Origin of the sequence: Lacticaseibacillus chiayiensis (genome assembly GCF_004123795.1) — a bacterium.
GTDB lineage: Bacteria > Bacillota > Bacilli > Lactobacillales > Lactobacillaceae > Lacticaseibacillus > Lacticaseibacillus chiayiensis.
Genome location: NZ_MSSM01000016.1, coordinates 1 through 22,354 on the forward strand (window position 1 = coordinate 1; position 22,354 = coordinate 22,354).

Annotated in this window: 18 protein-coding genes and 2 pseudogenes; 6 read left to right on the forward strand and 14 right to left on the reverse strand. The window is 47.3% G+C overall.

What is annotated here, in order from left to right; translation table 11 throughout:
- Positions 1-71: 71 nt before the first annotated feature.
- From BVJ53_RS07245 to BVJ53_RS07255, 3 genes are all read right to left on the reverse strand, one after another.
- Complete coding sequence (locus BVJ53_RS07245) at positions 72-1,439, reverse strand: hypothetical protein (RefSeq protein ID WP_129301836.1); 1,368 nt, start codon at positions 1,437-1,439, stop codon at positions 72-74.
- Positions 1,440-2,614: 1,175 nt separating this feature from the next.
- Complete coding sequence (locus BVJ53_RS07250) at positions 2,615-2,734, reverse strand: putative holin-like toxin (protein WP_025013089.1); 120 nt, start codon at positions 2,732-2,734, stop codon at positions 2,615-2,617.
- Positions 2,735-3,045: 311 nt separating this feature from the next.
- Positions 3,046-3,642, reverse strand: a complete 597-nt coding sequence (locus BVJ53_RS07255) for a Fic family protein (RefSeq protein ID WP_238150150.1) — start codon at positions 3,640-3,642, stop codon at positions 3,046-3,048.
- 517 nt (positions 3,643-4,159) lie between these two features.
- On the opposite strand from BVJ53_RS07255, the gene BVJ53_RS07260 reads away from it, so the two are divergent.
- Together BVJ53_RS07260 and BVJ53_RS07265 are read left to right on the forward strand one after the other, a co-directional pair.
- Positions 4,160-5,869 carry an ABC transporter ATP-binding protein gene (locus tag BVJ53_RS07260; RefSeq protein WP_167470180.1) on the forward strand — a complete coding sequence of 570 codons (1,710 nt, stop codon included), beginning with the start codon at positions 4,160-4,162 and terminating at the stop codon, positions 5,867-5,869.
- Complete coding sequence (locus BVJ53_RS07265) at positions 5,862-7,673, forward strand: ABC transporter ATP-binding protein (RefSeq protein ID WP_129301837.1); 1,812 nt, start codon at positions 5,862-5,864, stop codon at positions 7,671-7,673. Before BVJ53_RS07260 ends, BVJ53_RS07265 begins: the two co-directional genes overlap by 8 nt.
- Positions 7,674-7,793: 120 nt before the next feature.
- On the opposite strand, the pseudogene BVJ53_RS07270 reads toward BVJ53_RS07265, so the two are convergent.
- Positions 7,794-8,110, reverse strand: a pseudogene (locus tag BVJ53_RS07270) (hypothetical protein).
- 202 nt (positions 8,111-8,312) lie between these two features.
- Between BVJ53_RS07270 and BVJ53_RS07275 the strand changes: the two are divergent.
- From BVJ53_RS07275 to BVJ53_RS07285, 3 genes are all read left to right on the forward strand, one after another.
- Positions 8,313-8,582, forward strand: a complete 270-nt coding sequence (locus BVJ53_RS07275) for a type II toxin-antitoxin system RelE/ParE family toxin (RefSeq protein WP_129301838.1) — start codon at positions 8,313-8,315, stop codon at positions 8,580-8,582.
- Between the two features lie 122 nt (positions 8,583-8,704).
- Positions 8,705-9,523 (forward strand): Cof-type HAD-IIB family hydrolase, encoded by an 819-nt coding sequence (locus BVJ53_RS07280; protein ID WP_129301839.1) that lies wholly within the window; start codon positions 8,705-8,707, stop codon positions 9,521-9,523.
- A 223-nt stretch (positions 9,524-9,746) separates the two neighbouring features.
- Positions 9,747-11,117, forward strand: coding sequence for an FAD-dependent oxidoreductase (locus BVJ53_RS07285; protein WP_129301840.1), 1,371 nt, complete (start codon positions 9,747-9,749; stop codon positions 11,115-11,117).
- A 120-nt stretch (positions 11,118-11,237) separates the two neighbouring features.
- Here BVJ53_RS07285 and BVJ53_RS07290 read toward each other — a convergent pair whose 3' ends face one another.
- The 6 genes from BVJ53_RS07290 to BVJ53_RS07315 all read right to left on the reverse strand — a co-directional run bounded on the left by BVJ53_RS07290 (position 11,238) and on the right by BVJ53_RS07315 (position 15,224).
- A complete protein-coding gene (locus tag BVJ53_RS07290) occupies positions 11,238-11,927 on the reverse strand; it encodes an ABC transporter ATP-binding protein (protein ID WP_129301841.1) in 690 nt (229 codons plus the stop codon).
- Between the two features lie 4 nt (positions 11,928-11,931).
- The gene (locus BVJ53_RS07295; RefSeq protein ID WP_129301842.1) at positions 11,932-12,993 is read right to left on the reverse strand and encodes an ABC transporter permease; all 1,062 of its coding nucleotides are present in this window, start codon (positions 12,991-12,993) and stop codon (positions 11,932-11,934) included.
- A 4-nt stretch (positions 12,994-12,997) separates the two neighbouring features.
- On the reverse strand, positions 12,998-13,504 hold the full coding sequence (locus BVJ53_RS07300; protein ID WP_129301843.1) for a TetR/AcrR family transcriptional regulator: 507 nt from the start codon (positions 13,502-13,504) through the stop codon (positions 12,998-13,000).
- Positions 13,505-13,756: 252 nt separating this feature from the next.
- Positions 13,757-14,521: a GH25 family lysozyme gene (locus tag BVJ53_RS07305; protein ID WP_129301844.1), complete on the reverse strand. Its 765-nt coding sequence runs from the start codon at positions 14,519-14,521 to the stop codon at positions 13,757-13,759.
- A gap of 10 nt (positions 14,522-14,531) precedes the next feature.
- On the reverse strand, positions 14,532-14,684 hold the full coding sequence (locus tag BVJ53_RS07310; protein WP_129301845.1) for a YvrJ family protein: 153 nt from the start codon (positions 14,682-14,684) through the stop codon (positions 14,532-14,534).
- Positions 14,685-15,224 (reverse strand): helix-turn-helix domain-containing protein, encoded by a 540-nt coding sequence (locus tag BVJ53_RS07315; RefSeq protein WP_129301846.1) that lies wholly within the window; start codon positions 15,222-15,224, stop codon positions 14,685-14,687.
- Positions 15,225-15,594: 370 nt separating this feature from the next.
- Between BVJ53_RS07315 and mazE the strand changes: the two genes are divergently transcribed.
- A complete protein-coding gene (mazE, locus tag BVJ53_RS07320) occupies positions 15,595-15,828 on the forward strand; it encodes a type II toxin-antitoxin system PemI/MazE family antitoxin (RefSeq protein WP_129301847.1) in 234 nt (77 codons plus the stop codon).
- A 63-nt stretch (positions 15,829-15,891) separates the two neighbouring features.
- Here the strand turns inward: mazE and BVJ53_RS07325 are convergent, their stop codons facing one another.
- From BVJ53_RS07325 to BVJ53_RS07340, 4 genes and pseudogenes are all read right to left on the reverse strand, one after another.
- Complete coding sequence (locus BVJ53_RS07325; protein WP_129301848.1) at positions 15,892-16,746, reverse strand: AraC family transcriptional regulator; 855 nt, start codon at positions 16,744-16,746, stop codon at positions 15,892-15,894.
- A 144-nt stretch (positions 16,747-16,890) separates the two neighbouring features.
- A pseudogene (locus BVJ53_RS15585) lies at positions 16,891-19,205 on the reverse strand (MGH1-like glycoside hydrolase domain-containing protein).
- Positions 19,206-19,309: 104 nt separating this feature from the next.
- Positions 19,310-20,758 (reverse strand): amino acid permease, encoded by a 1,449-nt coding sequence (locus BVJ53_RS07335; protein ID WP_414467434.1) that lies wholly within the window; start codon positions 20,756-20,758, stop codon positions 19,310-19,312.
- A 111-nt stretch (positions 20,759-20,869) separates the two neighbouring features.
- The gene (locus BVJ53_RS07340) at positions 20,870-22,306 is read right to left on the reverse strand and encodes an amino acid permease (RefSeq protein WP_191983433.1); all 1,437 of its coding nucleotides are present in this window, start codon (positions 22,304-22,306) and stop codon (positions 20,870-20,872) included.
- Positions 22,307-22,354: the final 48 nt, after the last annotated feature.

Sequence of the window (22,354 nt, forward strand, 5' to 3'; positions counted from 1 at the left end):
TGACCATTTATGGGAAATGTTAATGTAGGTTTAACAAATATGGTGTTAGCTGACTGGACATGTTCATTGCATCAGAGCCAACCAAGATAGCAAAAAGCGCCAAGGGACAATATAGTTCCCTGAAGCATTTTACTAGTATCACGCTTTGCCAGAACAGTTAATGCAGTAATGCCGACAGCATAGAACAAAAATATGCCAGTTCTTTCTCCTGAAGCCCAGATAGTCGGAGAAAAAGCAAGAACTAATTTCGTTATAAAAGCTAACGATAGCATAAGCAGAACTGCCAAAAACTTTCTAGGTTCTGATTTTAGAATGAATGCTATTGAGACTATAATACTGGTTGCTATAAATAGCATCACAAGATCAGCCATCCAAGTCGTGGGGTGTAAAAGCTTAAAACTTGTACCATACTTATTAAATGAGCCAAGGACAATATCAATTATTTTTAGCTTCGTGTGGAACAGCCCCGAAAAAAGATTGAATATCAAAAAAGAGACCAGTGGAACTGATCCTATGAATTGTTTAGAAACAAGACTAGATCTTGATAGAGCAAAAAATAAGGTCAAGGCGAGCACCAAAAACAAAATATGGCCATCAAAAAATAAGGATTTCAGAGACGATGAGTATCCCATTTCGATCTTTCTGAAAATCGACAAAGACGTAAAATCTGGAAATCTGTTTGCCACTTCCTTGGCATACCTTATTTTATTACCTTTGCAAAAGTAAATTAACGCCAGATTGCTCAGTACTATTAGATAATGTGGCGCAAGAAGCCACCACTTTGATCCATAAAAGTAGAACGCAATTATTGGTATAACTACAATTAGTACAACGCACATTTGTTCAAGATTACTTGAATATGCTACCAAAAACAAAGAAAACACCCAACTCAGCCATCTCATCTTACGCTCCGGTTTTAAAACAATCACGAGAAATCCGAGAAAGGCCGCTAGAACCCATGAATAGTTTGTGGTTGTAGCGATCCAACCTGTTTCGGCAAACATAGATGTCGGCATCATTAATACCAAGCTAGTGGAAAGCATCAACAGAGTGGACTTTCTTGTCTTAAAGCTGAATATGTAAACAGGAATCACGGACATTGCTGTCAGTGAGCATGTATTAATTATCCTCCAAAAGAATCCGTGCCGGACTGATAGCAACGTAAAAAATTCAATAATTATTCTCGAGCTCCAATGAGAATATCGGTTGCTCAGAAAAGCAAAAAAATTGCCATCGAAGCTCTTCATCAATGGTCCTGCGAATAGAATACCATCATCACTAGTACCGGTTAAAGGGATCGACATATTGAAAATCAGAAACAATATAAAGATCGCTGCCACAGCAACTTTGTCAAGATCTATAGAATTCCAGCTTCTTTTAAAAGCTGTGTGTTTTGAGCCATTAAAGTGCGACAATTTGTTTACAATGAAATTACGCAAAACTAAACCCCTCCAAAGTAACTCAGCTTTTAACGTCAATCAGGACTTGGACGTAAATGCATTTTTTACAAAGCTACAGTGTATATGACTCCTCAAAATTAACCATAGAGTCATTACACATATTCTCAAAACGATATACTTGTGATGCAAATCAGTGGATATTCCTGTTACACTGAAAAATACTGTAGTACTTTCATTTCACATTGTAGCCATTTGTGAGAAAAATTCTTACCACCTGATTTCACAACCCTGTCTTCGTAACTTAGGCTAACTATGCGCTTCACTGCAAGAAATGCGCCAGGAGCGGAACTCTGTTTATCAGTTCACCGTTCGAATGAACACCAAAGATATCATCATCGCCTGAATAACGACCAATCATAACATCTGATCATTAAATTATTTTCAACCTGTAGGTGGCATAGGGCTCAAACAATTCAGTGACACTGCACATCTCACCCCCGTCCAGCCATGTAGAAAAAAGAGTGTGCAGTGATGAGAAGCTGCTTATGGACATTTTCCCGCCAGTGACATCAAACTAGGAAACTACACATACTCAAGGCGATGCACTGGTTTGAGAAAACTCTAATCTGTCAGCAGGATCGTCTTGTGTCATCCAATGACTCTATCAAGGCTTTTTGCAATATGTCCATTGTTTGTTGCTCTTATTTTCTATTCAGGTTTGTTATAATGTACACCCGATGCGCAGCAAAGTACATATCCAGACACAATTTATTTGTAAAAAGGTATTATACCTATTAAGTAACGCAGAGCATATAGCCCTATTGAATAGAATTAAAAACCATAATTAAAACGGCTTTAACACTTAAAAAAGCACAAAGCAAATTGCATTATTCACAGATTGCTAACGCCACGATTGTAGCCAGAGTGACTATCAAGAGTAACAAAAACGCCCTCGATTGAAGTTAGCGTTGGCCCCGCCCGCATAGTCAGGCCAGTTTGGTCTTGATGCTACTAGTTTCTTAACGGAAATGATAGCTCTTCATTTTAATGGATAGATCCAGCTGTTAGTGTTGCTAGGCGAAACTTTTCCATGTTACAATACAAATACAAAGAGAGCACCAGTTCTGCCTGATGCTCTCTCTGCTGCAGAGCCGATTAAGACGGCTGGCATTAAGGTAACAATCCAAAAAGACCGTTAGACTTCCGCCAGAAATCTAGTGACGGTCTTTTTGATTGCCAATGATTGCGACAACGATGCCAACCACTGTGCCAATGAGCAGCAGCACAAAGCTACCAAACGTTAGCATAAGGTTGATCGCGTCTACATCAGACAAACAGGCGTCTCCTTTCACTTAGAGCTTGTGTATCCCCCATAGGCGACCACTTCCCTTGTAATTGGATTTGCCAACTGTCATTAAACTTCTCTGCTCTACTTTTATACCATATTTAAACGCTAAACGCTAGAGCCGCAAAGGTTACGGGCGTTTTTTATTTACCGTCAAGCGAACAAGTCTTTATGCAACCATCAGAATTGGCCTACTACATCGCCATATAGAGTCCAAGCTACGTTCAAGGCTCGTCCACACCAACGACAGCGTGATCATATAGCCATTGCTTGATGCCTTTGAATGCGGCCGGTCTTATATTATTTCGCTAATTGTGATAGATACCAATGCATCTTCTTTTCCGGCACCGCCAGTAATCCGACGTTTGCTTGATACATCAACGCATTGGCCACAACAATAGCAGTCCGCTTGTTGCCATCGGTAAAAACCTGTAACCGTGAAAGTGTCAGCATTAACGTGATGGCTTTATCCGTCGCGCTTGTTCTTGAATGTAAAATAGCGTTGACCGTTTGCACAACATTACTTTCAACTGGAATCGGTGGCACATAATCCTCATTGGTTAGGCCGACGACCACCGATTTTGTCCTAATCTGCCCGGCATCAGATTCGCCAGCGCCTTGAACAATTAAATTAACCTGCTTGATTGTTTCAGTATCAATTTCTGCCACATTGTGTAAGCGCATGACAAATTGATGAGCGGCTTTTAAATTGAGAACTGTCTGAACATTCCCTGGCTTCACGCCGTCAACAGTCAGATTTTCGACAATTGCTTTGACTTGCGATAAAGTAGCATCCACGTTTTCGTACTTCCCGGCAAGATAAATCATTGACACCAAGTTCTTTTCACACAGCAGTTGTTCATCTCTAGGAGACAAGCGGTACCTATCTTCAAACATTGATGTTTTTCCTTCTAACGGTCACTTGTTTTCTATTGCAAAGGCTCCTCGCACACTGGGCTTTTGCAATGACTGTGCATTGTTCAAGTATATCATGCTGGGCGGTTTTCCTTTTAAATCATTTGAATTCATTGGTGGTGTTATCATTGCTAGCAGAAAGTCCGCCGTGTTAAAATAATTTTTGCTAGGGACACTACTAGCACTGGGTTGACAATCAAAAGAAGACCGTCAGACTTCCTGTCAGAAATCTAGTGACGGTCTTTTTGATTGCCGATGATTGCGACAACGATGCCAATATTTCGTATTTGTTTTAAAGGCTCTAGTATTCCAAATTGCTTGGAATTCTGGGGCCTCTATTTGCTTCCAAGTCGTTCAACGCGACCTTTCACAATACTGCCCAAAACCCACATCCGCTAACCTCCCAGCGTCCTCATCAACCCACTTAACAAGCCAATCACATGCATCTTTTCCATTCCCGCCGTAGAATGGCTTCATAAGTAAAACGGAGGCAAATGACATGCTGAAAATCTTGTTCGACCACATGCATGGCTGGGCACGGGTTAGCTTTTTCCTGGCGCCGATCGCCATTATGGGAGAAGCCTTGCTGGATCTGCAGCAGCCGACTTTGATGGCCAAGATCGTGGATGTCGGCTTGGCGCGTAAAGATATGACTTATGTTTGGCAGACTGCGATTCTCATGGCGGTGATTGCCGTTGCGGCGTTTGTGCTCGGTGCCATTTGTAATGCCTTTTCGTCGTATGCGGCGTTGAAAATGGGTCAGAATCTGCGTAGCCACATGCTGGCCATTGCGTTAGCCGATCGCGATCCGCAAGCCCTGAAGCCGGAAACCTTGATCACCCGAATTACCAACGACGTGACGCAGATGCAAACCATGGTCAGTATGCTCACGCGTGGCTTGATTCGCTCGCCGATGTTACTGTTCGGTGGGATTGTCATGTCCATGATCGTATCGCCGCGACTTTCCTGGATCGTCCTGATTGCGTTACCGATTTTGGCTATTTACATCTATGTTGTCGTTCGCCGTTCCTTGCCGCTTTACACGGCCATGCAAGGTCAGGTGGACGTGATGAACCGCATCATGAGCGAAAATCTGACTGGGGCCAAAACAATCAAAGCTTACGTTCTGGAAGATCATCAGCGCGCCCAATTCAACACCGAAAATCATAACCTGCAACAGATCAGCCAACGCGCCGTGCTCGCCACGGTCACCTTGGCGCCGCTGATTATGCTAGTTCTGAATCTCGCTGTCGTTGCCGCGTTGGCGTATGGTGGCAACCTAGCCATCAGCGGCAACATGACCACCGGCGAAATTATGGCGTTTGTCAACTACATGATTCAAATCACCACCGCCATGACCAACACCGTCAACCTCATCACCACCTTCTCGCGCGCCATCACCTCCAGCGCGCGGGTCAGTGCGGTTTTAGCCGAAGAAGCGGGTACCGAAGCCACCGGGACGCTAGCTGCCCCGGCTGACAGCACCATCGCGTTCAATCACGTCACATTCGGTTTTTCCAAAAGTCGGCCGATTCTCGATGATATCAACCTCACCGTTCCCAGTGGTCAGTGGCTGGGCATTATTGGTTCGACCGGTTCCGGTAAAACCACGCTCATCGCCTTACTCACACGGCTTTACGAGCACTATCAAGGCAACATTACCATCGGCGGCACCGATATTCAGCAAATCAGTCTGGCATCGTTGCACAAAAAGATCACCGTTGCCTTGCAAAATTCGCTGCTTTTTTCCGGAACAGTCGAACGCAATTTGAATTACGGCGCACCTCAGGCCACGCCTGCGCAACTGGCCAGTGGTGTCGCCATCGCCAGTGCGACGGAATTCATCGGAACCGATTACTCGGCGCCGGTGGAAGAAGCCGGGAAAAACTTTTCCGGCGGCCAACGTCAGCGCCTCAACCTCGCCCGCGCCATCATCCCTGACCCAGACATTCTGGTCATGGACGATGCCACGAGCGCCGTTGATCAAGAAACCAACACGGCCATTCAGGATGCGCTGGTGAAAAATCGCCGCAACCGTTCGACCATCATTATTTCCCAACGCGTGCCCAACATTATGGACTGTGATCAGATTATCGTCATGCAAGACGGCCGCATCACGGCGCACGGCACCCATGGCGAGCTGGTGAAAAGTTCGCCATTTTACGCGCAGCTTGTTCAAACTCAGTTAGGTGGTGAGTACCTTGATTAATATCGGTGGACGACGCGGTCCGCGCAACCTGCATCCGGAAAAAGTAACCTTAGTGAATTGGAAACAAACCGTGCGCCGAATTTGGGGCTATCTCAACACGGATCGCAGCAAATTGCTCATTGTTTTTGGGCTGACACTTTTTACAACCCTTGCCACCATTATCGGCAACCGCGTCAACGGCATTGTGGTCGACCAATTTATCACGAAGGGCCGGCTCCGTGAATTGTTAATTGTCAGCGGTTTACTGGCGGGCATGTATTTTCTAAGCAGTGTTTTCACTTATTTTCAGACCAGTATCACCACTAAGGTCGCCCAACGCACCAGTGCCGCGATTCGGCATGATTTGTTTGCGAAAATGCAACGCCTGCCGATGCGGTATTTTGACACCCATGATAACGGCGATATTATGAGCAGACTGACCAATGACGTCGATAATATCAACACCGCCCTCATGCAGACATTCGTGCAGCTGTATACCGGAATCATCAGTGTGATCGGGATGGGCATTGCGATGCTGCTGCTGAGTCCTTTGTTGACGGGGATTGTCGTCTTGGCCTCGTTTGCGACTTTCTTCTATTCCCGAGCAGCCGCGCGGATTACCCAGCGTGCGTTTACCGTGCAACAGGAAGCGCTTGGCAGTCTCAATACGCAAATCGAAGAAAATGTTGCCGGCAAGCAGCTCGTACAACTTTTCGATCACCAACAAGACACCCTCGATCGCTTCAACGAAACCAATGCCCGATACACGGCAGCGGCGTATCGGGCACAACTTTTCTCCGGCGTCATCGGTCCGTTCAACAATATGACCAACAACTTTGCCTACCTGTTGATCACCTTTGCCGGCGCGCTTGCCATTCTGCACGGCGGCACGAGCATCACGGTCGGCGTCATCTTCACTTTTCTGATTTACCTGCGCAACTTCACCGGCCCGATCAACAACATCCTCAACTTGATCAACACCCTGCAACTGTCACTAGCCTCGGCTGAGCGGGTTTTCCAGGTTGTTGATGCCGAACCAGAAAAAGATCTGCCAAACGCCCTCACTCTAACTCGCACAGCTGGCAACGTGCAATTTAATCACGTTTCGTTCGCCTATGATGGTAAAAATGACGTGCTCCACGACATCAGCTTCACCGCCCAGCAAGGCGAAGTGGTCGCCATTGTCGGGCCAACCGGTGCAGGCAAAACCACGATCATGAACCTGCTCACCAACCTTTATCCACTCACCAGCGGCAGCATCACCCTCGATGGCCACAACGTCACCGACCTCACCCGCGCCAGTTTGCGCCGCCTCGTGACCGTGGTCCAGCAAGAATCCTTCCTCTTCACCGCGACCATTCGCGAAAATATTCGGATGGGGCGCCCTGAAGCGACGGATGCTGAAGTCGAAGCCGCCGCCCAAGCCGCCAACGCCGATACCTTCATCCGGCAACTACCGGACGGCTATGACACCATGCTCAGCGAAAACGCCAGCCGCCTGTCACAAGGCCAGCGCCAACTCCTCAGCATTGCCCGCGCCTTTGTGGCCCAAGCGCCGGTCCTTGTGCTCGATGAAGCCACCGCGTCCATCGACTCCAACACCGAAACTGACGTCCAGCGCGCCATGAACCGCCTCATGCAGCAACGCACCAGCTTCGTCATCGCCCACCGCCTCTCTACCATTCGCCACGCCAGCAAAATCCTCGTCATCGACCAAGGCCGCCTCATCGAATCCGGCACGCATGAACAACTCCTGGCCGCTGGTGGGTTTTACGCTAAGCTGTATAACAGTCCGCTGGCGGATATGGATAAGTTGAAGCGATGAAAAAAGGTTGCTTTGATCAGAAAAAAACAGGCGTTACAACTTCATTTAGATGAAATTGTAGCACCTGTTTTTGCTAATATCATTTTCTCGAAAACATCACCGTTGTTTATTATTTGGAATTTATAACGGGCCACTAATACCCGGAAAGCTAATGAAGAATTTCTTGGCAATCTCCTGCGCTGCTTCCTCCATATCAAAAAGAGCGTCCCGCTGCTCGTCAGTGAGTTGATAATCATGGTCCCACATTTGGTCTCTAATAAAAATGCTGACCGGATGCACCTCTGGCTCAATGTTGGCACCTTGTATTCGTTTCTCGCTAGCCGATCCACAACCTGCTTGATTTTAACGACAATTGCTTTGGATATCTCATCCTGTTGCTTTTCGAAAAGGTGTTGGAGTTTCAGCATCTTGGCGATAAGCGCCTGCTTTTGATCTATTGCCATTTATGATCGCCTCTTACTTGGACTTTGCTCTAAACTCAAACTTACGTGGATAAAGCATCATTGTGATTGCGGTTACATTCCTGTTTTGATGGCTTTATCTTAGTAGCAGGTCGTATAATTGGCAAACAATTTTTCTCAAAGTTTTCAATCTGTTTTCTTAGCGTTACCCTTAAGAAAACGAAAGAAGCCTCCCACAATGTCCACACGCCAAATCATCGAACAATCACGCTTCAAAAAGCATCTCAAACACCTACTTCAAGCTGGCCGGTTTACGCAAGCAGACTATCAACAAGTGCTTGACTACTTACGCGCAGGCGAGCCATTTCCGGAAAAGTATGACGACCATGTTATCAAGAAACGCAAAACTGACCGCGCGTTGTTTATTAAGGGCAACTGGCTACTGATATATCGTCTTGAGGCTAACGCAATCCGACTGCTGGATGTTGGTCGGCATGGCGAGATTTAAATGGTGCTAGGTTATCGCACCCTCCTTAGCATGTTTTTGTTATTTCACGATCATGCCCATTTTCCGCATTGTTGCCACCTCTTTTCCATGCTAAGCTAACTTCAAGAAGGGATGTGACTGCCATGTATCGCTTGATCGCAGTCGATTTGGATGACACACTACTCGACTCGCATAAGCAGTTGTCGTCGGCCACCATCCGTGGTTTGAAGGCGGCGCAGGCTAAGGACATTAAAATCGTTCCGTGCACTGGTCGACCGTTGCCGGGCGTTCGAACCACGTTGGATGCTTTGGGGCTGCATGGAGACGATCAGTATGTTATTGTTCAAGGCGGCGGGGTGGTACAGAGCTCCAACGGTAAAATCATTGCTCAGAAGTTTCTGAATCATCAAGATTATCAGGACTTTTCAACTTTTGCGACGCATGTTTCGGCAGCCGGGATCGATAGTAACGTGATCACTCCTGCTGGCGATGTGTATACGGCAGATCGTAACATCAGCAAGTATACGGTTTTGCAAGCTTGGGAGAACCATGCTGGCATTAAGGTGCGCGAGCCTCAGGAAATGCCGAATGATTTTACGATTGCTAAGGGCTTGCTGTTGGGTGAACCTGAGGCACTTGCCAAAATTCAACCGGAAGCTGAAGCCGAGTTTGGCAACCGTTTTACCGTCATTCGCAGCATGCCGTTTATGCTGGAAATTATGCCCCGCGGCGTCAATAAAGGATGGGGACTCGAACAACTAACGCAATACCTTGACTTGCAGTCGGCAGACGTGATTGCGTTTGGGGATGAACATAACGATTTGGACATGTTTAACTTTGCTGGTACCAGCGTTGCCGTGGCGAATGGTCAAGAAGTTGTCAAAGCCCACGCCGATTATGTCACTGCCAGCAATGACGAAGATGGCGTCGTCAAGGCGCTGCAACATTTTAAAATTATCTAAAATTAGCTTCATTAACCGCGTTTTCAACCTTAAGCGATGCGACCGAGCAGATCAGTGCCTTTCGCATCGCTTTTTTGTTACACTTGGATTAGGCAGAGCTAAAATAAAATTGTACGGCAATTAATTGCATTCAGCCATTGACGCCAGATTGTAATTATTCTAATATAGGACTGGAGCCGTTGGAAACTGAATGCGGTTACTACATATCCTAGGAGGGATCATTGTGGACAAACCAAAGATTGTTGTTGTTGGAGCATCACATGGCGGTCATCAAAGCGTTTTGGAGCTGTTGCACCGTTATCCAAATGCCGATGTGACCATGTTTGAAGCAGGCGATTTTGTTTCCTTTATGTCATGTGGGATGGAGCTTTATCTGGAAGATCAAGTGACGGACGTGAATGACGTGCGGAACTTCCGGCCAGATGATTTAATCAAGCTCGGCGCCCATGTGCTGAACAATCATCAAGTGACGGCGATCAACGCAGATGTCAAAACGGTGACCGTTCGTGACACCAAGAATGGGACGGCGCAAGACTATCCTTACGATAAATTGATTCTCAGTTCCGGGGTGCGGCCGAATGCCTTGCCGGTGCCTGGTAACGACCTGAAAAATATTTTCCTGATGCGCGGTTACGACTGGGCAACTCAGATTAAAGCTAAGTTGGAAGATCCGACCGTTAAACATATTACGATCATCGGCGCCGGTTACATTGGCATTGAAGCAGCCGAAGCCAGTCGCAAAGCCGGTAAAGAAGTTACTTTGTTGGATATCATCGATCGGCCATTGGGTACTTACCTCGATCCTGACATGACCACGATCCTAGCCAAAGAGCTGACAGACAAAGGCGTTGAGCTCAAGTTAGGTGTCAAAATTGAAGGCTTCGCTGGTGACGATGCGGTCAGCGCTGTGAAAACCGATGCTGGCGACGTTGCCACGGACCTTGTCATTCAAGCCGCTGGTGTTCAACCAGCAACCGAATGGCTCAAAGGCACCGTTGACCTTGACGATCGCGGCTTCATCAACACCGACCCGTACCTGCGCACCAATTTGCCTGATGTTTATGCGATTGGTGATGCCACCTTGGTTTACGGCGTGGCAGCCCAGCAAAAGGTTCCGATCGCGCTGGCAACCGTTGCCCGGCGTGAAGCCCGCTATCTGGCAGCTAACATTTTCACGGAACATCCAGCGCGTCCATTCGGCGGAGTGGTGGGTTCCAGCGCATTGAGCGTGTTCGATTACCACTTCGCGGCGAGCGGCCTGAACACCTTCACCGCTGGCCGCTCCGGCGTGAAGGTTGCAACCTCGTTCTACACGGACACCTTGCGCCCGGCCTATGTTCCAGAAGGCAATGGCAACCCACCAGTTTGCGTCAACCTTGTTTTCGATCCGCAAACGCATCGACTGCTCGGCGGCGCGGTGTTATCAACGTATGACATCACCGCGCAAGGCAATGTCATCGCACTTGCGGTTCAACATGGCCTCAGTTTGGAAGACCTAGCCGAAGCCGACTTCTTCTTCCAGCCAGGCTTCGATCGGCAATGGAGCCTGCTGAACCTAGCTGCGCAACACGCACTGGGCGAGCCAAAGTTTTAAGCCGCTTTTCAAAAAATAACATCTGCGTCATTCACCTTTCATCAGCCATGCAAAAAGGGCCAAGCACATAAATGCGTGCTTGGTCCTTTTTTATATGACGCAACACCTTGTCGCTACGACTTACGCAGCATACTCAGGTGCACCTTCTTTTAACCTGCCATCGAGCAACGTAAACTTGCGATCGGCAAATTTTTCCAGCCGAAGATCGTGGGTCACAACGACGATGGCTTTATTGTGTTTGTGGGCAAGATCGGCTAACAACTGGCCGACAATGGCAACCCGCGGACTGTCTAACGCCGCGGTGGGTTCGTCGGCGAGCACGATGGCTGGATCCGGATAAAGTGCCCGGGCAATCGCGACACGTTGGGTTTGCCCGCCTGACAAGGATGCCGGGTATTGGTTGACCAAGTTGGCAATGCCTAGGTCTTCCAAAATACCTTCAAGCGCTTCATGGCTAAGATTGCCTTTAGGTTTGATTTTGTCGACTAACTTAAACTGTTCGCCGACCGTCAGATATGGCACCAAGTTGTAGGACTGAAGCACAAAGCCGATGTTGTCCAAACGCAAGGCATCGCGCGCTTTACCGGACAACTGCTCCAGATTCTTACCGGCAGTTTGGACCACGCCATCAGTCGGGGTTTGTATACCGCCAGCGATGGTTAAAAAGGTACTCTTCCCAGAACCGGACGGGCCTAAGACCAGTGACAGGCTGCCGGAATCGGCGCTGAAGTTGACATCTTTGAGCACCTCAACATTGCTGGTCGGGGTCTTGAAACTTTTAATAATGTGTTTTAATTCGATTGCTGTCATAAAATCAACCTCCAATAGCGGTAACAGGATCGACTTTTAAGATGGTGCGAATCGGAATGATCGAACCCAAGAAACCTGTGAGCAGAATGCCTAAGATGATGGCCACGTTCAATTGTGGCGAGAAGATCATCGGTACACCCAGCGGCATGAACTTCTCCGTCACGGCCGTTAATGCACCACCTAACGCCAGGCCTAACGTGACTAAGATCAAGGCTTGTGAGATCGTCGTGGTGACTAAGGTGCGGGATGGTACGCCTTGCGCTCGCAATACCGCGTAGTTTGGAATTTTTTGCATCGTCAAAATATACAGGAACACGGCAATGACAATGAGCGAGATTACGAACAGGAAGCCGATCATGAAGGTGAAGGTGTTATTTTGCGCTGAATAGCCAGGCAGTTTCTGAATAAACGTGCCTGCTGAATAAGTCTTCAGATCGCTGGTGTTGACTTTGAAATTGTTCGACTTGGAAATAATCCCGCTTGCCGTGAAGGTGCTCGGCAAATTATGCAAGGTGCGCCAAGCGTTCATCGTGCCATATACGACAGGGGCAACACTCATTTTGGCATTCTTGGTAAAGCCGACAATTGTGTAGCGGTCGCCTTTCGTGCTCAGCTTAACTTTGTCGCCAAGCGCATAGCCTTCATCTTTGAACTGTGTATCCGCCACAATTTGATGATCGCCGTCAACGCGATGGCCGCTGACCAGTTTCATGTCCTTGCCAATGTATTGATTCCAATCGAGGCCGATCATCGTTGAGCGAATCTCGTCATGCTTGCTGCTGGTCGCCACCACGCCGATCGTTCCGACGTAGGCTTGCGACTTGCCTAAATTAATATTTTTTGTTTGCTGGTTCGTCAGCAGTGACTGGCTAAGATTCGTATCGGAATCTTTTGCCAGCACCACCCGCGATGTGTCCCACGAGTCAATCGCCTGCGTATTCTGTTGCGACAACCCATTTGCCAGCGCGCTTAAAATGAACACAAGGTACGTGACCAACAGCATCATCGCAACGATCAAGCCGTAGCGTAATTTTTCATGCCAGATTTCTTTTAACGATAGGTACATAGATTCACGACTCCTTCACGTGCAGCTGCTTCAACGCTGCCTTCAAATGTTTCAAAATCAAATCCGCCTGATCCGGATTCGCCAGCGCTTGCGAAATTGCGCTGTGGCACAGGGTTGTGACGGCCCACTCGATGGCGTTTTCTGAAATCGGCGCTTCGCCAACGCTCACCAGCCCGCTGTTTTTGGTAAAATGCAGCCGGATAAAATCCCGATCTTTGCTTTCATCGGCTTCATGAAGAAAAGCAGCTGTTGCCGCATATGGATCGCGCCGCATTTCCGGCCCGGCAATCCCGGTGTGCAGGCGGCCGATCACTTCTTTAAAAGCGTATTGATACGCATCTTTCAAATCGCTGAAATATTTATAGAAAGCACCACGGGCAATGTCTGCCTGCTTGACGATCCGCGCGACTTGCGCCTGCGCCAGCGGATACTGGGAAAATTCAGTCACCAGCGCAGCTAACACGCGCTGCTGTTTGTTTGCATCTAAATGTTCGAATGTTGTTGAAACCATCGTTCTCCTCCTTGGTGACGCCGTGTCACTTCTTATCATCCTGTAGTCTACGCGGATAGTGACACCGTGTCAACACTTTGAAAAAAGTTTTTTCATAGCTATTTTCATCAGCTGGTTTTAGCTGCGTATTAGCCCACAAAAAGGCCTCGATCATGAATGACGGGCTATAAAGCTTAGCCATTCATGATCGAGGCCGCTAACACATCCATATACCTGGGTGCCGATAAGCGCTAAAGGCCTTTTTGCTTTTCCTTAATTCAACCGCAACTGATCGCCGGGGTGAATCACACTATGAATCGTTTTGCCATTCAGCGCCGCCAGCTTGTCCATGTTCATGCCAAAGCGATGCGCGATTGCCCACCAGCTTTCGCCTGCCTGCACGGTGTGGTAATGGACGGTGGGAACGCGAGCCACGGCGCCGTTGAGTTGGCCCGAAAGCCGAGTCGTATAATGGCCAAAAAAGTCATAGCTCATGTCAACGCCGAGCCCGTGAAAATTATTGGTGAACTGCCATGTGCCCACATTGTCGATGCCCGGCTGGTTCACACCGTAACTGGCGATCCACAAGTTCTTGGGAATCAAAGCCACCCGATCGAAGCGACCCGTTTTCATCCAGTTGGCCATGGTATACAGATCCGTGTGCGGGTAACCCAGCGACTTCACCGTTTGAATGAACACATTCGTTAAGCCTGTCAAATCTCCTGTCAGTTCCGGCGCCTCCACATCCGCCGCCATCACACTCTGCGGCGGCACGCCCAACGCCCGCGCCGTCAATGCGAAAAACCGACCTTCCGCAACTGCCTCGGCACTATTGCGATAATGCGCATAATGATAGGCATGGACGTGCATCCCCACCTTGCGCCCCGCCGCTAATTGTGCGGCTGCTTTGGGATTTTGGTAGCCAGTCCCTTCCGTTAACTTGACCACCACTGCCTTGACGCCCAGATCGGCTAACTTGCGGAACCAGTTTTCCGAGTCTGGTTGCCAGCTACTCACATCTGCCATTAAAATCGCCATCTTTTTCCTCCTATCCTTCGCGCTTGCCTTCAAGCTTGACCATGAACGTACCCATACTCGTGATGAGCGTATCGAGTCGTCGTTCAATTCGCGTCAATAAAATCACCGCAATCACAACGCCAACTGCCTGATCCAACACATACGTTAATAATTCTTTATCCATTTAAAAATTCCTCCAATCAATTTGCCGATATTTTGCCTGGATCTGCTTGCGGACTTTTAAAACCCGCTGCCGACTCACCTGCAACTCGCCTGCAATGCCGGCATCCACCAAGCCCGCCAGCCGCAAGCGTAAAACTTTCCGCTCCATCGGCGTTAAAATGGCTTCTAATTGCCGCACCTGCAACTTCAACTCCACGGCCTGCTCCATGCTGGCGTGGGCTGCCGCAACTGTGGTCGTCTGCAATACCACTGCATTAGCCGGCACCTCCTCCAGCTCCCGCCGATGCCGAACTTTTTGCATCCGCTGCATCAACGTGAGAAAAACAAATCGCCAAGCGAGCTTATTAAACTTGGTAATCGCCGCCTCATCACATAACGGATCACGGTAACGCTTGAAGTAGTTGAGATACACCAACATCCCCTCATCCCGCCAATCCTGAAAATCACTGTGATGCGGCCGAACGCCCAACTTCGCCAGTGCCCCGTAAACCACAGCTTGGTGCTCAAGAAACAATGTGAATCCTGCCTGTTCTGTTGTCATCAATCATCCAATCCGGCGCCTCATGTCTTTCGATATCGATAGGTGTAGTTTAGTGGATGACGGAGTGGGCTGTCTGGTCGCAATAAGGGGGTGTGGAGACTGGTTTGGCAAGGGTTCCAATCTGTAAGGTGGAGGCCGTCATTTGAAAAGACTCGTTGTAACAGCATTTTGGTGGCGGAGATTGCGCAGGAAATTTTTACCTTATTTTTTGAGAAATACGCCGCGGTAGAATTTTGGACGCGAAAAAGCGTGTCCGGAAACTTGATTTCAGACACGCCATTGCATTAACTGAATGACTTTTTTGAACATGTGTATGAGGTAATTGTTGTGTATCCACGATATAATCATCTCAGAAAGGCACGGTGACCAAATGGATAAAGTTAAAGCACGTCAACAAGGCTCTGAACTCGTCATTCCATTGCCAAGTAAATTCAACGTTCAAGCGGGACAGGAATTTTATGTTATGCGCGATTCAGGGGGTACTTTGACGTTAATGCCTAAGCTTACTGATTTCTTTGAGAATGTGCAACCTGGTGAATTTGTTGATGAGGACGATGAGTTGGCGCGAGAGTTTTTGCTGCTTCAGGATGGGGTGGATGAGTAATGTCTTGTTGTTTAGGCATTTTAAGTATCGGCGCCTCCCACACCATCACCAAGTTCTCCTAATTCAATCAATCTTTCGCGGACTCAACTCACCACTTGCAATGGCCTTCCTAAAAGCCGATGGTGACATCCTTCGTGCCTTCATAAATGCTTTCGCAAATTGCGGATAGCTGGTAAAGCCGACTTTAATCGCAATATCGCCGATCGCATCGTTGGTATTGCGCAACAACTCGATCGCCTGATTAATCCGCAACTGCATCAAATAGCTTTTCGGAGACACGCCAAGATTGCTCATGAAAATGCGGTAAAGGTAGGTTCGCTCTACTTTGACCCGCGCGGCTACATCGTCAATTCTCAGTGTGTTGTCGGCATATTCGTTTTTAAGAATTTCAACTGCTTGCAACACATATTGCTGATTAGGCAGCACTCCCAACCGCGTTTCCTGCTGATAATCATCAACTAGGGCACTCACGATCTCGTAGAACTTGCCCAAAGCACCATACAAATGATCGCGGCTAAAATAGTCATAAGCCTCGCCAAACAAGCGATCCATTTGATGAACGTCCGAATGCTTGTAGACAAAATTCGTCTTGCCAAGTCCTGCCGCTTTGAAAACCGCCTCGGCTCCTGTGCCGCGAACGCCGATCCACCGATAACTCCACGGATTGCCAATCAAGGGATAATAGTTGTTGTCCGTATAAGGCGGAATTAAAAATCCTTGTCCCCGTGACAACTGGTGAATTTCGTTGTTAATAAAGAACAAGCCTTCACCCTGAAGAATGAAGTGCAGCAAATAGTAATCAAGCTGTTCATATTGATAAGGTGCGCGCGGATGGACATCCTCATAGCCCACTTCAAATACCGACAGTTCAGGACAGACAAGTTGATCCGTTCGCAGCCATTTGTTTTCTTTAAACATAAGTTGAACCCATTTCTTTCTACAGCGCTTACATGACTACAGCTTAACACTTGAGGCCGGTCTGCGCGCTCTGTTCCGGATCCTTTTTTAAGGTGAAAAAATAACCATTGTGACCTTTTTACGGCTCACAATGGTCTTTTATTGTTAAGAATGTTCCGTGAAAGCAGTCTGCGACGAGGTTTCTCCTGTTCCATAGACATTGTGATGCAGCATGTAATAAACGCTTGAGGACCAGCTGAAGTTCATTGAATTAAGTCCATGACCGTTTAACGGATTATAATTCTCACGAATAGGACCACTGCCATTCAGTCCTTGTGCATGATCAAAAAGCTTGTCTGTTAGCACTAAAGCGTCTTTGTCATACCCGTAGTTTTGTAATCCTTCCACCCCAAACATCGCTTGATCCAACCAGACTGGACCCCGCCAATATTTTGTTGCTGTGAACTTCTTGCTGTCTCGCGAAGTCGTTGGCAAAGGCATGTAAGTATTGAACATCTTTTTGTTCATCATGATTTTTTCGACACCTTTTGCTTGCTTCGCTGTTGCCAAGTTAGCCCATAACGGAGTCCAGCCTTCTGTTCCTTTACCACGATTGCTCAACAACAACATCTGCTTGCCGTTTACCTGGCGATCATAATAAAATCCGGTTTTCTGATCGTAAAAGTCTCGGTTGATGGTCTTTTTCAACTTAGCTGCTTCATCAGTGTATTTGGCCACATCGTCTTGCTTACTTAAGACGCCTGCCATCAACGTTAGGTAACCCTTTTCTGCATATAGATAGGCGTTAAGATCAACCGATTCCTGATTAATGGAAAATCCGACCACTTTGCCAGCGCTATTCTTATCTTCACGAATCTGAACGCCTTTGTCTGCCTTGCCAACACCTTTGGCATCAAAGCGAACAGCATTGTCCATGCCAGATTCCCATGCTGAAGCAAGAATAATGGCTTTCGCATCAGGCACCTTCTTGCCCTTCACCTTTTTAAAATGCAATGGATCAACTGTTGCACCGTATTCGGCTAACCCATTCTTATTAAAATCACGATTCGTGTACCACCAGTTGTGATAGGCAACAAGTTTGGGATACATTTCCGCAAGAAACTGTTTGTCATGGTTTTGTTGATAAACCTGCCACACTGCCCATGCAGCTAAAGGCGGCTTAGAGTTGCGTTCATTCCAGTTAATCCCATCGCCACCGCGCTCTTTGTTCTTGTTATAAAAGATAGCGTCTGGGATCATCCCTGTGTCTTGCGATCTCACTTTGTCATCAGCCTGAATCTGATAATCAAACAAGGCACGAATCGTATTTTCTGCCAAGGTTGGATCAATCTCCGCCACGGCAGACGCTTCTTTCCACGAGTCCCAAGCCCAAAGACCCACAAACCATTGATCAGACATTGACGGAACAATGCCATCATGCTTCAGGGCTCCTGCAGGACTCATCCAGTTATTGATAAGCGTCTCGACGCTTTTAATGGCGACCCGATCGCGCTTTTCTTTGTTCTTCACTTGCTTTTGGTCGGAAAAGACCGCTTTGTTGACATAGTTGTTCCAACGAACTTCATTCTTTTCGAAATACTTTTTTGCATTGGCAAAGTAATCTTGATAGCTCGCCGTTTCTCTTGCTTGTTCAGCTGCATTAAAGACGTAGGACTCAGCCGTATATAAATCGGTTGTGCCATTCGCTGCCAGACTGATCAAGTCTTTCATGCTACTTTTGTACTTGTTGCCGGTAATGGTCGTTGTGACTGGCTGACTGTATGCCACGATCACCTTATTTTGCTTTGTCGTCATGTAGTAATTGTCGTTACGGACTTTCTGAAACGCAACTTGTACACCGTCATTCATCGCTACCAAATGCTGTTTTAGGGAAATGCCCTTTTCCCCAGCACGCAATTTATTGATAATATCCCCTGCCCATGCACACTTAAGCTCTAACGGTTGCTCGGTTCTATTCTTTAAAGTTGTTTGGATGAGTGCCGTCCGATTGGAAGTGAAGATCAAATTTAAAGTCACTTCAAGATCCTTAAACGTGTAAATTTGATTTAGCCGTCCAGGATACGAGGTGAATGTTGCCTTGGCATTTTTGAAATTGTACGTTTTACCGGTTTTCTGGTTAACCAAATTAAGTTGAGAAAGTTGATGCGAAAGATTGACGGGATATTCTTCAGCAATGATCATCGGACCAGGGAACCCGCCTAAAGTTGAGGTAATCCGCTTGATCGGCTGATAATAACCATGCCAAGCTCCTAAGTCTGAAAAATGGGAATACTTGTTAGTTGAAACTTCTTTATTTGACGAATAATAGCCTTTGTCGGATTCCCGCCGACATCTAACACATTCGGATAGTCGTTGATGGTGTCCGCATGTACAATTGTCTCATGGGTTAACACGAAGCCACACAAACATAAAATGAGGCTCACACTAACAACACCGAGACGCTTAATCATCTTCTTCATTTTTCCTCCAGTGGTCGTCCCTTGAACGAAACCCTTCACCTAATCAATAAAACTTAACCCTTTTCTGAAATCGATTTTTACCGAGTTTCCAAAATAACCCTCATCTATGAACATCGATCCCGATGATCTGTTAAATCAATTTGATCAAGCGGAATTAGTTTGGTCTTGTTTTTAACTTTGTAATAAACAAATAAGCCAATGAATAGCGGTATCGACATATAGGAGATTAAGAGGCGCCGCCAAGCAAAATTGGATAATGAGCCAATGTCCTGTCCAACGATCACAATTAAACTCATCACCATTGCAAGTATTGGGCCGACGGGAAACCATTTGGCGTGATACGTTAACTTATCCAGCGAATGACCCTGCTTGATGAATGCTCTCCGGAAACGCAGATGTGAAATGGCGATGCCCAACCATGCCAGAAAACCGGTTAACCCTGATGCTGCCACTAATAATTGATAGACGCTTGGGCTCATGATGCTAGTCAAAAAAGTCATCCCGCCAACCAGCGTTGTTAATAGTAATGCAGCGATCGGAACACCACGACGATTCGTCTTTTGAAAAAGCCGCGGAGCAAATCCCGATCCTGCCATTGCCCACAGCATACGAGTCGAAGCATACATTCCCGAGTTAGCCGAGGACAACACAGAGGTAAGAATCACGGCATTCATGATACTTGCTGCGCCTGCCATGCCGATTCGACTAAAAACCAACGTAAACGGCGAAGTCGCCACATCGTTGACCGATGACCCCAGCAAGTTAGGGCTAGTATATGGAATGATTGCAGCGATAATGGCGATCGACAGAATGTAGAACAATAAGATCCGCCAGAAAACCTGTTTGATCGCTTTGGGGATACTGGTCTCTGGCGTCTCGCTTTCCCCTGCCGTAATACCAATCAGTTCTGTTCCCTGAAACGAAAAGCCTGCCACCACAAATACCGAAAGTGTTGCTGGCAAGCCGCCGACGAACGGCGCTGCCCCAGTCGTGTAATTCTTCAAACCAACCGAACTGTCACTCCCCATGATGCCGACTATGGTCAGAACACCAACACCCAGAAAAACGATCACTGTCACAACTTTGACTAGAGACAGCCAATACTCTGTCTCGGCAAACGACTTCGCAGAAACAAAGTTAATGACAAAAATCAGTGCAAGAAAGCCAACGGAGATGCCCCATCCCGGTAAATTGGGCAACCAAAAGTGCATCACAATCGCCGTTGTTAACACGTCTACTGCTAAAGTAATTGCCCAGTTTAGCCAATAGTTCCATCCGAGCGCAAACCCTAAAGCAGGATCCACAAATCGACTTGCATACTCGGAAAAGGATCCCGAAACCGGCGAATAAGTTGCCATCTCGCCTAGACTGGTCATCAAGAAAAAGACCATTAACCCAATCGCAATATAGGCCACGATTGCCCCGCCCGGACCCGCTGTTGCAATCGCACTGCCACTGGCAACAAACAAGCCAGTACCAATGCTGCCGCCTAGTGCAATCATGGAAAGATGACGTGTCTTTAAAACACGTTTGACTTGTGTTGATGCGATCATCTGTGCCAATGTTCGACCCCTTTTTATCCTTCAAAAACGGCTAAATGCACCAACATGGCCTCAGCATCTGCCGCGACCATGAGATAGCGCTTTTAAAATGAATGCCCAATCTTACCTGGATGCAGGTTCGATTTTTGTCAGTCGCTCCCGTTTTTCATAGCGATCCCAGTAAATCCAAGCGACACCCATGAAGATGACAACGCCTAGCACATTGTAAAGTAAAGTGCCAATTGGGCTTGCGGTTCCTTTTGGCAGATGTCCTGCCAGTTCCTCGGTAATTAAATGCGGATCCGGAACAGTGGACATGAAGAAGACGAATAGAAAAACGCATAGCAGGAAAATACCGGCAATTAACCCAACTGTTCGATTGCCAAAGCGAAAATCACGTGGCATATCGTCTTTCTTCCAGCGCAACACGATATAAGCAATTAGCAGGAACAAGACCGGCAGTAAAGATGTCGCCGCCGTCATGTTAATCAGGGTTTCCAAAAAGCTATCAAGATTACCAATGCCAAGTGCCGGAACGATCATTAGTAAGGTCACGACAAAGCCTTGCACGATCAGCGCATTTGTTGGATTACCTTCCTGATTGGTTTTAACCAGCCATTTACCAAAGACGCCTTCAGGAATTTCGGAGAAAAAGACTTTAACTGGCGCTGCTGTCCAAAGTGCCAATGAACCCAGACTCCCAATAAAGAGGATTAAACCAACGAGCCGGACCATCACATTGCCAGGGATGTTGAAATGCGTGCCTAAAATCTTAAAAATATCAAAGATCCCATTGGAGAAGTTGCCGGCCAAAACTGACTTTGGTACCACAAAGCCGACAGCGATCGCGCCGAGAACGTACATTAAACCAACAATAAGCGTTGAAATAATCATGGTGCGAACAAAAGTCTTGTTGCCGCCTTTCGTATCTTTGATATAAACACCAATGCTTTCACCACCGCCGACAGCTTGCAAAATCCACGCCATCGTCATGAAGAATGTCCAATTAAACGTCGGCGTAATTGCCTTCATGCTGAAGTCTTGGGCAGGCTTTTCCCCCATCCCCATGACCACCACAAAGGCAAGAACAACGAAGATAACGCCCATCAACAATCGTGCAGTCCCAGCAAAATTGGTAACTGTCGAAATCCACGAAACCCCTTTGATACAAACCCAGGTTGCTAACCAAAAAAGAACAATCGACAGGATCGAGATAATTTTTGTTCCCATTGCCCCGCCAAAAACGTTATGTCCTAGCAACGCATACGACCCATAAATCAAAGTGTTCGGCAACAACGAAACAAAGAAGAACAGATTGACGAAGAAATATGACCAGGCTCCCAAGAAAGCAAACTTACTACCCAGCACGCTTTCCAGCCAGCTATGCACGCCTGACTCCTTGTCAGAGTTTGCCGAGGCGAATTCAGCAATCATCAAAATAAACGGCAAAAAGTAAAAGAGACTGCCAAAAATGTAACCGGGAATCGTCGCGAGACCAATTTGAATGCTGTTATTAACGATGCTTGGGAAAGCAAACACCGCCGAGAAAGTCATCAGCATTAAGGCTGCCGAGCCTAACCGCTGCCGTGATTTATCTTCTGACACCGT

What these genes read in the sequence shown, in the direction of transcription:
- BVJ53_RS07255 (WP_238150150.1), bottom strand. Translation starts at nt 3,642, where the DNA reads ATGTTTGAAGATAGGTACCGCTTGTCTCCTAGAGATGAACAACTGCTG.
- BVJ53_RS07260 (WP_167470180.1), top strand. Translation starts at nt 4,160, where the DNA reads ATGCTGAAAATCTTGTTCGACCACATGCATGGCTGGGCACGGGTTAGC.
- BVJ53_RS07275 (WP_129301838.1), top strand. Translation starts at nt 8,313, where the DNA reads ATGTCCACACGCCAAATCATCGAACAATCACGCTTCAAAAAGCATCTC.
- BVJ53_RS07280 (WP_129301839.1), top strand. Translation starts at nt 8,705, where the DNA reads ATGTATCGCTTGATCGCAGTCGATTTGGATGACACACTACTCGACTCG.
- BVJ53_RS07290 (WP_129301841.1), bottom strand. Translation starts at nt 11,927, where the DNA reads ATGACAGCAATCGAATTAAAACACATTATTAAAAGTTTCAAGACCCCG.
- BVJ53_RS07295 (WP_129301842.1), bottom strand. Translation starts at nt 12,993, where the DNA reads ATGTACCTATCGTTAAAAGAAATCTGGCATGAAAAATTACGCTACGGC.
- BVJ53_RS07300 (WP_129301843.1), bottom strand. Translation starts at nt 13,504, where the DNA reads ATGGTTTCAACAACATTCGAACATTTAGATGCAAACAAACAGCAGCGC.
- BVJ53_RS07305 (WP_129301844.1), bottom strand. Translation starts at nt 14,521, where the DNA reads ATGGCGATTTTAATGGCAGATGTGAGTAGCTGGCAACCAGACTCGGAA.
- BVJ53_RS07310 (WP_129301845.1), bottom strand. Translation starts at nt 14,684, where the DNA reads ATGGATAAAGAATTATTAACGTATGTGTTGGATCAGGCAGTTGGCGTT.
- BVJ53_RS07315 (WP_129301846.1), bottom strand. Translation starts at nt 15,224, where the DNA reads ATGACAACAGAACAGGCAGGATTCACATTGTTTCTTGAGCACCAAGCT.
- mazE (WP_129301847.1), top strand. Translation starts at nt 15,595, where the DNA reads ATGGATAAAGTTAAAGCACGTCAACAAGGCTCTGAACTCGTCATTCCA.
- BVJ53_RS07325 (WP_129301848.1), bottom strand. Translation starts at nt 16,746, where the DNA reads ATGTTTAAAGAAAACAAATGGCTGCGAACGGATCAACTTGTCTGTCCT.
- BVJ53_RS07335 (WP_414467434.1), bottom strand. Translation starts at nt 20,758, where the DNA reads ATGATCGCATCAACACAAGTCAAACGTGTTTTAAAGACACGTCATCTT.
- BVJ53_RS07340 (WP_191983433.1), bottom strand. Translation starts at nt 22,306, where the DNA reads ATGCTGATGACTTTCTCGGCGGTGTTTGCTTTCCCAAGCATCGTTAAT.